The 13,051-nt window shown below is 67.3% G+C and carries 17 protein-coding genes; 9 read left to right on the plus strand and 8 right to left on the minus strand.

All coding sequences use genetic code 11. The features are described from left to right. Positions 1-20: 20 nt before the first annotated feature. Entirely contained in the window at positions 21-437 is a 417-nt protein-coding gene (locus tag KKR91_RS15915) for an arsenate reductase ArsC (RefSeq protein WP_210227373.1), read from the minus strand. Next, on the minus strand, positions 434-1,549 hold the full coding sequence (gene arsB / locus KKR91_RS15920) for an ACR3 family arsenite efflux transporter (RefSeq protein WP_210227371.1): 1,116 nt from the start codon (positions 1,547-1,549) through the stop codon (positions 434-436). Before arsB ends, KKR91_RS15915 begins: the two co-directional genes overlap by 4 nt. Before the next feature lie 112 nt (positions 1,550-1,661). On the opposite strand from arsB, the gene KKR91_RS15925 reads away from it, so the two are divergent. Continuing rightward, positions 1,662-2,033 (plus strand): ArsR/SmtB family transcription factor, encoded by a 372-nt coding sequence (locus KKR91_RS15925; RefSeq protein WP_420481406.1) that lies wholly within the window; start codon positions 1,662-1,664, stop codon positions 2,031-2,033. A gap of 29 nt (positions 2,034-2,062) precedes the next feature. Here KKR91_RS15925 and KKR91_RS15930 read toward each other — a convergent pair whose 3' ends face one another. Beyond that, positions 2,063-2,296: a hypothetical protein gene (locus KKR91_RS15930; RefSeq protein WP_210227369.1), complete on the minus strand. Its 234-nt coding sequence runs from the start codon at positions 2,294-2,296 to the stop codon at positions 2,063-2,065. 37 nt (positions 2,297-2,333) lie between these two features. Here KKR91_RS15930 and KKR91_RS15935 point away from each other — a divergent pair, with 37 nt between their 5' ends. Continuing rightward, positions 2,334-2,921 (plus strand): GNAT family N-acetyltransferase, encoded by a 588-nt coding sequence (locus KKR91_RS15935; RefSeq protein WP_210227367.1) that lies wholly within the window; start codon positions 2,334-2,336, stop codon positions 2,919-2,921. A gap of 30 nt (positions 2,922-2,951) precedes the next feature. Here KKR91_RS15935 and KKR91_RS15940 read toward each other — a convergent pair whose 3' ends face one another. The 3 genes from KKR91_RS15940 to KKR91_RS15950 form a co-directional block, all read right to left on the minus strand. Then, positions 2,952-3,830 carry an ABC transporter permease gene (locus tag KKR91_RS15940; protein WP_210227366.1) on the minus strand — a complete coding sequence of 293 codons (879 nt, stop codon included), beginning with the start codon at positions 3,828-3,830 and terminating at the stop codon, positions 2,952-2,954. Then, positions 3,827-4,756 carry an ABC transporter ATP-binding protein gene (locus KKR91_RS15945; RefSeq protein WP_210227365.1) on the minus strand — a complete coding sequence of 310 codons (930 nt, stop codon included), beginning with the start codon at positions 4,754-4,756 and terminating at the stop codon, positions 3,827-3,829. The genes KKR91_RS15940 and KKR91_RS15945 overlap by 4 nt, the downstream gene beginning before the upstream one ends. 188 nt (positions 4,757-4,944) lie before the next feature. Beyond that, entirely contained in the window at positions 4,945-5,487 is a 543-nt protein-coding gene (locus KKR91_RS15950; protein WP_210227364.1) for a GNAT family N-acetyltransferase, read from the minus strand. Positions 5,488-5,565: 78 nt separating this feature from the next. On the opposite strand from KKR91_RS15950, the gene KKR91_RS15955 reads away from it, so the two are divergent. Together KKR91_RS15955 and KKR91_RS15960 are read left to right on the plus strand one after the other, a co-directional pair. Beyond that, complete coding sequence (locus KKR91_RS15955; RefSeq protein WP_210227363.1) at positions 5,566-6,246, plus strand: DUF6308 family protein; 681 nt, start codon at positions 5,566-5,568, stop codon at positions 6,244-6,246. An 11-nt stretch (positions 6,247-6,257) separates the two neighbouring features. Beyond that, positions 6,258-6,608: a hypothetical protein gene (locus tag KKR91_RS15960; RefSeq protein ID WP_210227362.1), complete on the plus strand. Its 351-nt coding sequence runs from the start codon at positions 6,258-6,260 to the stop codon at positions 6,606-6,608. Here the strand turns inward: KKR91_RS15960 and KKR91_RS15965 are convergent. Further along, positions 6,605-8,281, minus strand: a complete 1,677-nt coding sequence (locus KKR91_RS15965) for an ABC transporter permease (protein ID WP_237687410.1) — start codon at positions 8,279-8,281, stop codon at positions 6,605-6,607. The genes KKR91_RS15960 and KKR91_RS15965 overlap by 4 nt on opposite strands. Beyond that, on the minus strand, positions 8,278-9,279 hold the full coding sequence (locus KKR91_RS15970) for an ABC transporter ATP-binding protein (protein ID WP_210227360.1): 1,002 nt from the start codon (positions 9,277-9,279) through the stop codon (positions 8,278-8,280). The genes KKR91_RS15965 and KKR91_RS15970 overlap by 4 nt, the downstream gene beginning before the upstream one ends. A 592-nt stretch (positions 9,280-9,871) precedes the next feature. Between KKR91_RS15970 and KKR91_RS17145 the strand changes: the two genes are divergently transcribed. From KKR91_RS17145 to arfB, 5 genes are all read left to right on the plus strand, one after another. Further along, positions 9,872-10,111 (plus strand): DUF2867 domain-containing protein, encoded by a 240-nt coding sequence (locus tag KKR91_RS17145; RefSeq protein ID WP_475558890.1) that lies wholly within the window; start codon positions 9,872-9,874, stop codon positions 10,109-10,111. After that, positions 10,108-10,683, plus strand: coding sequence for a TetR/AcrR family transcriptional regulator (locus KKR91_RS15980; RefSeq protein ID WP_210227357.1), 576 nt, complete (start codon positions 10,108-10,110; stop codon positions 10,681-10,683). The genes KKR91_RS17145 and KKR91_RS15980 overlap by 4 nt, the downstream gene beginning before the upstream one ends. 103 nt (positions 10,684-10,786) lie before the next feature. Then, positions 10,787-11,218, plus strand: coding sequence for a LexA family protein (locus tag KKR91_RS15985; protein WP_210227355.1), 432 nt, complete (start codon positions 10,787-10,789; stop codon positions 11,216-11,218). A 63-nt stretch (positions 11,219-11,281) separates the two neighbouring features. Continuing rightward, positions 11,282-12,568 carry a Y-family DNA polymerase gene (locus KKR91_RS15990; protein WP_210227353.1) on the plus strand — a complete coding sequence of 429 codons (1,287 nt, stop codon included), beginning with the start codon at positions 11,282-11,284 and terminating at the stop codon, positions 12,566-12,568. A gap of 55 nt (positions 12,569-12,623) precedes the next feature. After that, complete coding sequence (gene arfB / locus KKR91_RS15995; protein ID WP_210227351.1) at positions 12,624-13,046, plus strand: alternative ribosome rescue aminoacyl-tRNA hydrolase ArfB; 423 nt, start codon at positions 12,624-12,626, stop codon at positions 13,044-13,046. The last annotated feature ends 5 nt before the right edge of the window (positions 13,047-13,051 follow it).

Raw genomic sequence — 13,051 nt, forward strand, 5'->3', positions numbered from 1 at the left:
ATGTGCTCCTTCAGGCGAAATTACGGCTGGGAATACTCGGGAAGCAGCTCGGCGAGCAGCCCCTGGATGCGCGCCTTGATGTCGTCGCGGATGGGCCGCACGGCGTCCACTCCCTGCCCGGCCGGATCGGCCAGCGCCCAGTCCTCGTACCGCTTGCCCGGGAAGACGGGGCAGGTGTCGCCGCAGCCCATGGTGATGACGACGTCGGATTCGCGCACCGCGTCCACGGTCAGGACCTTGGGGATTTCCGCGGACATGTCGATGCCGTCCTCGGCCATGGCGGCGACGGCGGCAGGGTTCACGGCGTCGGCCGGGGCGGAACCCGCGGAGCGGACCTGCACCCGGCCGCCGGAGAGGGCGGTGAGGTAGGCGGCGGCCATCTGGGAGCGGCCGGCGTTGTGGATGCAGACGAACAGGACGGAGGGCGAGTCGGTCATCGGTGTGCCTTTTCGGTGGTGGTTTCCAGTGTGGGGGTCCCGGCGGCGGGAGTGAAGAAGCGGCGGGCCCAGAGCGCGGCGTAGACCAGCGCCACGAGGACCGGCACCTCGATCAGCGGCCCGACGACGCCGGCCAGTGCCTGCCCGGAGGTCACCCCGTAGGTGCCGATTGCCACGGCGATGGCCAGTTCAAAGTTGTTGCCGGCGGCAGTGAAGGCCAGGGTGGCGGTACGGGCGTAGCCGAGCTTGAGCACCCTGCCCAGCAGCATTCCGGCGGCGAAGACCACCAGGAAATACACCAGCAGCGGCAGTGCAATGCGTACGACGTCGAGCGGGCGTTCAGTGACGGTGCCGCCCTGCAGCGCAAACAGCACCACGATGGTGAACAGCAGCCCGTAGAGGGCAAACGGGCCGATCTTGGGCAGGAACTTTCCTTCGTACCAGTCCCGTCCCTTGGCCCGCTCACCGAGGGTCCGGCTGAGATAGCCGGCCACCAGCGGAATGCCCAGGAAGATCAGTACGGATGCGGTGATGGCCCAGAAGGAGAACCCGGCACTGGTGGTTTCCAGCCCCAGCCAGGACGGCAGCAGCTGCAGGTAGAACCAGCCCAGCGCACCGAAGGCAAACACCTGGAACACGGAGTTGATGGCCACGAGCACCGCTGCGGCCTCCCGGTCTCCGCAGGCCAGGTCGTTCCAGATCAGCACCATGGCGATGCAGCGGGCCAGGCCGACGATGATCAGCCCGGTGCGGTATTCGGGCAGGTCGGGCAGGAAGATCCAGGCCAGCGCGAACATGAACGCCGGGGCGGCCACCCAGTTCAGCACCAGGGATGTGACCATGAGCTTCTTATCCTGCAGCACGGCCCCGGTCTGGCTGTACCGGACCTTGGCCAGTACCGGATACATCATCACCAGCAGCCCCACCGCGATGGGCAGTGACACATTGGCGATCTTCAGCCCGTCCAGCGCCGGGCCAATGCCGGGCACAAAGCGGCCCAGCAGCAGGCCGGCCGCCATGGCGCCCAGGATCCACAGCGGCAGGAAACGGTCCAGGGTGGACAGGCGCGGAACCGCCGGCGGCGTCCCGCCCAGGGATGGAACAGTACTCACGGAACTCCTCGGGTGCGCACAGGCACCGGCTGAACGGCAGATATTGATAAGAATCGATATTCAGTATCCCGAGAGATATCGACAGCTGTCAATGTGAGGGCATAATGGACGGGTGACTACCCTCGACCTGACCGACGCCCGGCCCGCGGCCCCGGCATGCGACGACGTCACCGGCACCTGCTGCACTCCGTTGACCAGCGGGGCGCTGGGAGGCGAGGAGGCCGTCCGGCTGGCCCGGCTCCTCAAGGCCCTGGCCGATCCGACCCGGCTGCGCCTAGTGTCGCTGATCGCAGCACAGGAAAACCGCGAAGCCTGCGTCTGCGACCTCACCGAACCCGTAGGCCTAGGCCAGCCGACCGTCTCCCACCACCTGAAAATCCTGGTCGACGCCGGGATCCTGCACCGGGAAAAGCGCGGTGTGTGGGCGTATTTCTCGCTGGTTCCCGGCGCCCTGGAGCAGATCGGTTCCGTCTTTAGCGGCTGAACCCAGCCGATCTCCTGCTTGAATCCCCCTCAGCGCGGAGGCTGCCGCAGGCGCCGCACCTGAATTCCGATAAACCGGGTCAGCCCCGCCCAGACCAGCAGCAGGAACACTGCGGGAAGGAAGGACGCCGCCGGACGGTCCCGGCCCGGCGCAGTCAGCTCCAAGAGAATGAACCCGGCCATCAGCACCCCGGCTATCGCGCAGAACCAGAACAGCACCCGCCAGATCAGCAGCAGGCGGTCGGCGGGGGTGTTCCGGTCCATGGCACGAGGCTACGCAGGCGGCGGATAGGCTGGCCAGATGATTTCCGGGAACCTCTTCGCCGACCAGGCCACTCTCACGACACCGCGGCTGCGCCTGGAACCGCTGGGTCCGGAACATTACGACGGCGCTTGGGCTGCCCTGCAGGACGCGGAATCCAAGCGCCTGACCGGAACCCACGCGGAGTTCACGACGGAGCAGATCCGCGCGTGGCTTGGCGGACTTTCCGAACAGCACGACCGCGCCGATTGGGCCGTCATCCGCCTCGCCGACGCCCTGCACCCGGACGAGGAACACCGGAAGGAGCGGTACCTCGGCGAAGTGGTCCTGAATGACCTGGATCCGGACAACGCCTCCGTGGGTTTTCGGATCATGCTCGCCCCGGCCGGGGTGCTGGGACTGGGGTATGGCACCGAGGCGACCCGCGCCGTCGTCGCGCACGCGTTTGATGACCTGGGCCTGCATCGCGTGGCGCTCGAGGTGTTTGCGTTCAACCCGCGGGCGCAGCGCGCCTATGAGAAGGCCGGCTTCGCCGTGGAGGGCCTGCAGCGCGACGCCCTGAAGTGGGACGGCGCATGGGTGGACGCCGTGAGCATGGGCATGCTTTCCGGCGATCCGCGGCCCTGACTTTAGAGAATTCAGGCGTCCGCAGAGAAGTCAGGCGATCCGGCGGCGGATCTGCACGGCTGCCAGCAGCGTGAACAGCACGGTCATGGCGGCCAAGATGAACAACACGTAGGTGTTGCTCACTGCCCAATCCCCCACCGTGGCCGTGATGCCGAAGAGGCCCTCCAGGTCCGTGATGGCTTCCTGGTTTCCGCCCGTCATGGATTCCAGGGACTGCTCGGTCATTTCCTGCCGGATCGGTATCGAGGCCTGCATAAAGGGCAGGGCGTTGATGACCGTCGCCACCCCGTCCGGAAGCGCGCCCACCGGAATGTAAGAGCCGGCGAGGAATCCCAGGATGGTACCCACGATGGTGGACAGCGCCGAGTAGGCCCCGGTGGTGCGGACAAAGGAGACCGCGAAGGCACTCAGCGCGGCAAATGCAAGACAGCTGACGGCGAGGTAACCGTAGACAGTGGCGATCTGCCCGGCCTCGAAGCTGACGCCGTCCACCAGGTAGAGGTAGGCCAGGCTGATGATGAGGACCACCGTGGTCATGATCAGGGCGACGACGCCGGCGGAGAGCAGGTAGCCCAGGATCAGGGCCTCGCGGCGGATCGGTGAGACCAGGAAGTCGCGGAACCGGCCCGACGCCGAATCCTCCACAAACACGCTCATCGCACCGAGCCCGGTGGTGATCGCGGTGATTCCCACGATTCCGGCGAACATCCAGGTGTCCACGAAACCCTTGACGTCCTCTTCGCTCGCGGCGGGGAAGTTCTCCTGGAGACTTTCCACCTGCCCGTTGCCCAGGAACAGGGTGTAGAGCAGGAACAGGATCAGTGCCGAGAGCAGGGAAAAGAACACCCCCAGCCGGTCACGGAAGAAGAGGCGGAGGTTCCGGGACATCAGGTTAACGACGACGCTCATGCCGTGTCTCCTTCGCGTCCGGTCAGTGCCAGGAAAACGTCGTCCATGTTGCCGTGCCGGAACTCAAAGTCGAGGACGTGGTCGCCGTGCCGGTCCAGGATCCGGCGGGCAGTTGCGGCGTCCGGGACCACCAGCCGCACCACGCCGCCGTCGTCCTCATCCCGGATCCCGGCATCCACCTCCGCAGCCAGCGCCAGCAGGGCCGGGCGGTTGCCCGAGGTGATGCTCAGGACCGAGTTGCTGTGCTGCGCGCGCAGCTGGGCCGGCGTGCCGTCGGCGATGATCCGGCCGCTGTCGATGATGCAGACCCGGTCCGCTTCCTCGGTTTCCTCCATGTAATGCGTGGTGAGGAAAACAGTGAGGCCGTGCCGGTCCCGCAGTTCACGGATCGTGGACCAGACGACGGCGCGGCTGGCGGGATCCAGGCCGGCGGTGGGTTCATCCAGGAAGAGGATCGACGGCGAATGCAGCAGCGCGCGGGCGATGTCCACGCGCCGGCGCTGCCCGCCGGAATAGGTGCCGTAGCGGCGGTCCACGAAGTCCTCGAGCCCGATCAGGGCACTGAGTTCAGCGATCCGGGCATCGTTGGCGGCGGCATCGGATGAGTAGAACCGGGCCCGGATCCGGAGATTTTCCCGGCCGGTGAGCAGCGGATCTAGCACTGAGTCCTGGAAGACCACGCCGATGTTCTTCCGGACGGCGCCTCCCGCGGTCCGCACGTCGTCACCGCCCACGGCTGCCTCGCCGGCGTCGAACGGAATGACGGAGGTGAGGCAGGAGATCGTGGTGGACTTACCGGCGCCGTTGGTGCCCAGGAAGGCGAACACACTGCCGGCCTGCACCTCGAAGGACAGGTTGTCCACGGCCGTGGTGGCGCCGAATCTCTTGGTCAGCCCGCGCACAGAGATGGCGGTGTCCGTGCTCAAAGTCAAAGTTTCCCCCAGGGGTCCTCCGGCGGCAGCGGCCGGTTTTTCCAGAGTCTAACGGCGCTCCGTCCGACTCTGCGGATCTTAGCGGGCTGACACTGCCGTGGCGTCTTTCCTTGAAAGCACCGGTGTGGGCAAGGCAGTGGACACGGCAGGCCGCCGGGGCACAGGGAGGTCAGGCCGGCAGGTCAGGCCGGCAGGTCGTCCCATTCAAACCATGTGGTGTCCTTGGTTTCCCAGTCCTGCCGCAGGATGGCGTAGGCGACAGACGCCACCCGGGGGCCTTCGGGCGTGGGCCAGCCCAGCCGGTAGTGGGCTTCCTTCAAAAAACCCGTCCGGAGGAATGTCTTGCGCATCGCGATGTTGTCTTCGCGGGTCTGGCCTTCAAAACGCACCGCGTCGGGATAGTGCTCAAAGACAAGGGCACACAGTGCGGCCAGTACCTGCGGTCCGAACCCCCGGCCGCGGAATTCTTCGGCCAGCCGCAGGTCGAACATGGGGGTGTCGTCCTCGAGGTCGTCCAGGACCACCATCCCCAGCCGCGTGGCGCCGTCGTGAATCCAGTAACCCTGGGACTCCTTTGTCCAAAAGCGTCCGCTTTCCACGGCGTCGAGGGCGGACTCTTCGGAATGCTCGGCCCTCACATGAAAGGGAAACCGGTTAGAGGTCAGAAACTCCACGATTTGCCGGGCATCCTGTTCGGATTCGACCATCGGGTGAAAAGTAAACATGGTCGGACTCTATAGAACGCCAGTAGGGTGTGGGGACATCACCTGCTTTATGACTTCAGACCCACCATCGGGGGATTCATGAGACGCGTCATCTCGACCGGCGAAATAACCGTGGATACGGCAGCGCGGAACCTGCGTGACTTTTTTACGGAAATCATGCCGCGGACGGGGATGGTGCGCAGCAGTTCCCGTTTCGATTCCTGGGCCGGCGGCGGCGACGCACCCGGGGTCGTGAACCGGATTACCGCTGACGACCTGGTGGCAGCCTCCTTCCGGTCGGTGAAGATACCGGCCCGGACCGCCATTGCTGTCCTCGAGACCCGGGCTGCCGACATCTCCAGCCTGCTCGCCGGGATTCCCGCCGATGTGGATCTTCCCGACGCCGATCCGGTGCAGGATCTGGGCGTCGACAGCCCGGCCCGCCAGCTGTGGAACCTGCTTCGGGGAAAGCACGACGACGCCGGCTGGGGTGTGGGGCCGAGCACCGCCAGCAAGATCATGGCGCGGAAACGGCCGCGGCTGATCCCGGTGTACGACTCCATCATCCGCAGGGTGACAGCCCTGCCGGGCCCCAAGGACCAGTGGCTGTACTGGCACACCTCCTACGCCGACGGGGTGCTGGCCGAGCGGCTGGCCGAGATCCGGGCCGCCTCCGGCATCACCGAGCCGGTTTCCCAGCTGCGGGAACTGGACATTGTGCTCTGGATGCATGGCAAGCGGCAGGGTTTCGAACCACAGGGCGAGGACCTCGAGGACTAGGATCAGCAACTATGACCCACTCAGACACAGGACCGGCACACGAGCCTCCCGCAGTGAACGGCGGCGGAACACCGGAGCCGGCGGTACCGGCGCCCACCGTCCCCGGCCCCTGGCTGGGGTCGCCGTCGGGCATCGTGGCCCTCGTGGCCCTGGTGCTCTCGGTCTGCCTGCCGCCGTTCTTCTTCCCGCTGGCCGGGCTGGCCCTGGTCCTCGCGGTCATCGCCCTGGTCCGGCGGCGGCCGCGGCCCCGCAGCGCGCTGGTCATCACGATTATCAGCGGTGTCCTGCTGCTGGTAGTCCTGGCCATCGGGATCCTTGTGACGATGTCGATGGCCAGCACGCAGACCGGCATGGCCGGTTAGGCCGATCCCACGTCCCTGCGGCGGAAACCCACGAAGCCGGCGACCGTCAACACGGCGGCGAACAGTCCCATGAGGACCAGCGGTGCGGCCTCCAGGTCGGACCCCGGTACCAGGGCCACGTGGGTCAGCGGCGACAGATCCGCGGCCCACTCCGGAAGGTTGAGCAGCGCCCCCAGATACAGTACGACGGCCGCCCACACCACGGGAGCCCAGGCCAGGGCAGCGATCTGCGGGGCAAGCCCAAACAGGGCCACCGCTATGGCTGCGGCCAGCGCGATGGCCGGCAGATAGGCGAACGCAGCGATCGTGAGCTCCCCGATCCAGCCGGCGTCGCCCGTTCCTGCCCACACGCCCAGCCCGGTGCCGAGCCCGACCGCGGCGGTGATCAGGACGGTTTGCACAGCAACCACGGCCAGCCAGCGTGCCAGCAGCCCGGGCCGGGAACTGCCCGTGACCAGGAGTTGCTCGACGCGGCCGGCGTCCTCTTCCCCGCGCAGCCGCAGGACCGCGGAAACGCTGAAAACCAGCGGCGCGATCATGAGGAAGGAAAGCAGGGCTGAAGCAAAACTGGTGGTCATGTCCTCCAGATCCACGGCGATCAGGCCTGCCAGCTCCGGAATATCAGCGAAGGCGTCCTCCAGTGAGTTGGCCAGCGTCCCGAACGCCGCGGCGAAGAGGAACGCACCCACTGCCCAGGCCGCGAAGGAGCCGCCCAGCAGCCGGGCGGCAAGCCCCGCCGGTGAGAGCAGCGTCCGCGGTGCGGCTGCAGGACCGGGTTGCGGCCGGTGCAGGCCGGCACCCAGATCCCGCCGCTGGGCGAGGTACACGGCCAGGCCCAGGAGCACCACGGTTGCCACGGCGGACACCGCCAGCGGCCACCAGCGCAGATCCACGTACAGGCGGGTCTGCTGGGCCCAGGCAAACGGGGAGAACCAGGACAGCCATGAGCCCTGATTGTTGATCACGTCGCCGATGCCGCGGACCAGGAACGCAGCGGCCAGCACGGCCATCGCGGTTCCGGTGGCGCTGCGGGCATGCTCGGTCAGCTGGGCGGCCACCGCCGCGACGCCGGCGAAGACCAGGCCGGTGAGGGCCGCCCCAACACCGAGGGCCACCGAGCTGGCCGTTTCCAGGCCCGATCCGGCCAGCGCCGCGATAATCGCGGCAGCAACGACTGCATTGGCGACGGCGACCGTCAGCACGGCGGCCGTGGCGGGAGCGAACCGGCCCACGGGCAGTGCCCGCAGCATCTCCATCCGCCCCGATTCCTCCTCGGCGCGGGTATGCCGGACGACGAGGAGGATGCTCATGATGGCCGTGGCGAGCAGGAGATACAGCGAGAGCTCGTTCGCGACCATGGCCCCGAAGGTGTAGTTTTCCAGCCCGAAGGCGGGTCCGGTCATCATGACGGTAGCGGGGTTGGCCATCAGGCCCGCGCGGGCCTGCAGCGATTCCGGCGTGGTGTAGGTGGTTTCGAAGGTGGCCATCGACCCGGCGACGCCGAGGCCGACCGCCAGCGTCCAGACCAGGATGCGGATCCGGTCCAGGCGCAGGTCCAGCCGCAGCAGCCCTGAAGTGGCGGCCCACGGTGAAGAGGACTCTTGTGCCGAAGCGGTGGGGCGCGCTGCGGCAGTTGAGGGCGGTCCGGCAGTGACCCGGTGTTCCGTGCTCATCGGACGCCGCCTTCTGCCGGCACCGCATCGCCGTAGTGGCGCAGGAACAGTTCCTCCAGTGACGGCGGCGAGATGGTCAGGTTTTGCACGCCTGGCGCCCGGCCGCCGGTTCCGTTGCTGTCTGCGTACCTGCCTCCGGTCCCGTCACCGGCCAGCAGCAGCAGGACGTCAGTGACGCTGGCATTGTCGACGTCGAAGCGCAGGTAGCCGTCGTCGAGGCTGAGGTTGTGCACGCCGGGTGCGGCGGCCAGGGCGGCGGGATCCGCCGTCGTCGTTGCCGTCACGGTGGAGCGGGTGAGGTGGCGCAGCTGCGCCAGGGTGCCGGTTTCGACGTCGCGCCCGGCGCGGATGATGGTGACCGTGTCGCACAGTTTCTCCACCTCGGCGAGGATGTGGCTGGAGAGGAGCACGGTGCGGCCCTGCTCGCGCAGGCTGCGGATCTCGTCGGTGAAGACCGCTTCCATGAGCGGATCCAGGCCGGAGGTGGGTTCGTCGAGGAGGAACAGGTCCGCGTCGGAGGCGAGCGCCGCCACCAGGGCAACCTTCTGCCGGTTGCCTTTGGAATAGGTGCGGGCCTTCTTGGTGGGATCCAGTTCGAAGCGTTCGAGCAGTTCCCCGCGGCGCTTTTCCAGACCGCCGTGCTGACCGCCGCCCCGGCTGCCAGTGTCGCGGCTGCCGTTGTTGAGGCGGGTGAAGATGTCGATCGCTTCGCCGCCGGTCAGATTGGGCCAGAGGCTGGTGTCCCCCGGGACGTAGGCGATGCGGCGGTGGATGGCGACGGCGTCGGCCCAGGGATCCAGCCCAAGAACCCTGGCCGTTCCGGCGTCGGCGCGCAGGACTCCGAGCAGGACGCGGATGGCGGTGGACTTTCCGGCGCCGTTGGGCCCGAGGAAGCCGGCCACCGTCCCGGCCTCCACGGACAGGGAGAAGCCGTCCAGGGCGCGGGTGGGGCCGAAGGTTTTGACGAGGTTTGTGGTTTGTATGGCGAGCTGGTTCATGGGAAGCTCCGGAGCGTTGTGCGGGCCATGGTTCCCGGCCGGCCTTGTGGCGGGCCCGTGGATACGCGGTGTACCATCTGGTACATCGAGTATCGGTGATGTACGTCTCATTCACAACAGTCCAGACAAAGGCATCATTTCCGGGAATTTGCTCCAGGCATCAGGCTTCCCGGTGCCAGGCGTTCCCCCACAGGCCCACACAGGTCATTCCCGTACAAGTCATTCCTGCACCAGGAGGCACGGCCGTGAAACATCCGATCCGTGAGCGCACAGAAGAGCGCTGGAAGATCCACGGGATTACTCCGGATTTCCGCCTCTACGGCGTCTGGGACCTGCCCACCCCGGGCGGCCCGGACGATTTCCCCAGACTGGTCCGGCTGTTTGCCGCAGGGGATACGGGAGACAACCCCTCCCGGATTGCCCGGCTCCTCTTCGCCATCCGCTGGAAGCTCGGCGCCCTGCTCCACTGGGACGGCGCCGACGACGGCGTCGGCCACCGGGTGCCGACCCTGCGTGACCGGCTTCCCCCCGGCCTCCTCGCCGCACCCTCCGGCCCAGCCTTTGCCCGGCTCCCGTTCACCCCGTCTACCTTCTGGAAGACGAATTCGCTGCCGAGATGGCGAACCGGACCGTCCACGGCGTGCTGCACCTGCGCTGGGTGGAGGGCGGCACGAGCTCTCACCACGGCCAGATGGCGGTCCTCGTCAAACCCAACGGACTGCTGGGCCGGACCTACATGGCAGCCATCACCCCGTTTCGGCACCTCCTGGTCTACCCGCCCCTGCTGCGGGGCATCGGACAGGAATGGCGCGACGGCGCCGGGCAGGCATGAGCGTGGCTGAGGGGCGCAGCGGGCGCGAGCAGTTGCTGGAAGCCGCACTGGAGTATTTCGCCGCGAACGGCGTGCACAACGAGAGCCTGCGCAGCCTGGCCGCGAACATCGGCACCAGCCACCGGATGCTGAACTACCATTTCGGCTCCCGGGAAGGGCTGCTGGCCGCCGTCGTCGACGCCGTGGAACAGCGGCAGCGGCTGGCCTATGCGGCACTGATGGACTCCGTCGGCACCGGCCTGCCCCGCACGGCCACCCGGGCTTTCTGGAACGAAGTGGTGGAAGAGGCCCTCGCGTACGGTCCGCTGGTTTTTGAACTGGCCGCCCACGCGATGCAGGGTGAACGGCACGCCAAAGGACTCCGTGACACCCTGGTGACGCCATGGATCGATATCCTCGCCGAGAGCCTGGTGCAGGCCGGCCGCGACCCCGCCATTGCTCCGGTCCAGGCCAGGCTGGCCCTCGGCGTGGTCAACGGGCTCATTTTCGACCTGCTGCTCACCGGGGACCGGTCCGGGGCGGATGCGGCGCACGGCCTGTTCATGGATCTGATCGGCCTCGACGACGACTGAGGTCCAGCGGAGCAGTGAGGTCGTGCAGAGCAGCGAGGTCCAGGCAGAGGCGTGCGGTGCTAACCTGTTAGCATTCGAAACTTTGTTCTAGGGGAGGTGTTCCGTGGCGGTTTTTTCCTCGCAGCCCGGCCCGCGTTCCGGCGGCACCGGCGACCCCCAGCCCGGCCGCGGTTCCACCCTTCCGGCCGGTTTCGCGTCCCCGGCCCAGGACTATTACGACGCCGGGATCGACCTGAACCGGCACCTGATCCGCGACGCCACCGCCACCTTCATCATGCGCGTCTCCGGCGATGCGATGGACGGTGCGGGGATCAGCGACGGCGATGAGCTGATCGTGGACCGGTCCCTGACGCCCAAGGACGGGTCCGTCGTCGTCGCCGTCCTGAACGGCGAGCTGATCATCCGCCGGCTCCTCCTCACCGGACAGGGCATCTTCCTGCACGCGGACAGCCCGGGATCGACGGACATCCGCGTGCCCGATCCGGCCGAACTGTCCGTCTGGGGCGTGGTGACCCGATGCCTGCACCACGTCTGAGGACTGTCGAGAGTTCAGCTGCCGGAAGTCCAGCCGCCGGGCCCCGCCGCCCCGGAGCCTGCCGTGGCTGAGCAGCAGCGGTTCGCCCTGGTGGATGTGAACAGCTTCTACGTTTCCTGCGAGCGCGTGTTTGACCCGAAGCTGGCCGGCATTCCCGTGGTGGTGCTCTCCAACAATGACGGCTGCGTGGTGGCCCGCTCCGATGAGGCCAAGGCGCTGGGCATCAAGACCGGGGATCCGTGGTTCAAGCTCGCTGAATCCGCCCCGAAACTGGGACTGGTGCAGCGCTCGAGCAACTACGAGCTGTATGGGGACCTGAGCTCGCGGGTGATGCAGCTGCTGGCGCGGTTTTCCTCGGAGCAGGAGATCTACTCCATTGATGAGTGCTTCCTGCACCTGCACGGCAGCGACGCGGAACTGCGCAGCCGCGGCACCGACATCCGCGCCGCGGTGGCACGGAACATCGGCCTGCCGGTCTGCGTGGGAATCGGTGCCACCAAAACCCTGGCCAAATTCGCGAACCGGATCGCCAAGCAGAATCCACACATGGGCGGGGTCTGCAACCTCGACGCCCTGGATCCCGCCGTCGTCGACCGGATCATGTCCCGGGTTCCGGTGACCGGGCTGTGGGGTGTGGGGTCACGGAACGGGGTACGGCTGAATGCCCTCGGCATCGAGAGCGTGGCCGACCTGCGTGATGCCGATCCGGCCATGATCCGCAGCAAGTTCTCCGTGGTGCTGCAGCGCACCGTGCTGGAACTGAACGGCACCGCCTGCATCCCGATGGAAACGGAATCCGCAGACAAGCAGCAGGTGCTGTTTTCGCGCAGCTTCGCGACGCCGGTGGTGACCCGGGAGTCGATGCGCCAGGTGATGAGCCTCTATGCCCAGCAGGCTGCCACCCGGCTGGCGAAGGAGGGGCTGCTGGCCACCGTGATGACGGTCTTCGCCGCGACCTCGCGGTTCAATGACAAGGCTGCCTCCGCGCCCTCGGTGACGGTACGGCTGGAACGGCCGACGGCGGATCCCATGGTGCTCACCCGTGCCGCCATCGCGGCCATGGATTCCCAAGCAGTGGACGGCGCGCCCTACGCCAAGGCCGGCATCATGCTCACCGGGCTCTCCCCCGCCGGCGCCGAGCCGGTTTTCGACCTGTTTGCGGCCGGTCCGGAGCAGAAGGACATCGGGCCGCTGCTGGCACAGGTGACGGACAAATACGGATCCGCCAGCATCGGCCTGGGGTTGGCCGGCATGTCCTCGGCAAAGCCGGACTGGACCATGGCGCGGAAGTTCGCCTCGCCGCGCTACACCACGGAGTGGTCGGACCTGCCGGTGGTCCGGGCGGTCTGAGGACCAACCGGACTCTAAGCGCCGATCGCTTTCCGAAACGTGCGAGGCTGATGTTATGGATCTGCTGGTGTCGCCCACACTCACCATTCCCGCGGCCGAACTTACCTGGCGGTTCTCCCGCTCCTCCGGGCCGGGCGGCCAGCATGTGAACACCTCTGACAGCCGCGTTGCACTCTCGTGGAACATCGCCGAGTCGGCCGTGCTGTCCGAGAGCCAGCGGGACATGCTGCTCAGGCGCCTGCAGCGGCGCCTGATCGCCGGAGCCGTGACTGTGACGGCTTCAGAACAGCGTTCCCAGCTGCGCAACCGGGAGATTGCCCTGGCCAAGCTTGCCGAACTCGTGGCCGGCGGCCTTGCCCCCGATGCTCCGCTGCGGCGGAAGACCAAACCCACCCGGGGGTCAAAATACCGGCGGCTGGACGCCAAGAAGAAGCGGTCAGCAACCAAACAGCAGCGCCAACGGCCCTCCGCCGATTAGCGGTT

The organism is Arthrobacter jiangjiafuii (assembly GCF_018622995.1).
Classification (GTDB): Bacteria; Actinomycetota; Actinomycetes; order Actinomycetales; family Micrococcaceae; genus Arthrobacter_B; species Arthrobacter_B jiangjiafuii.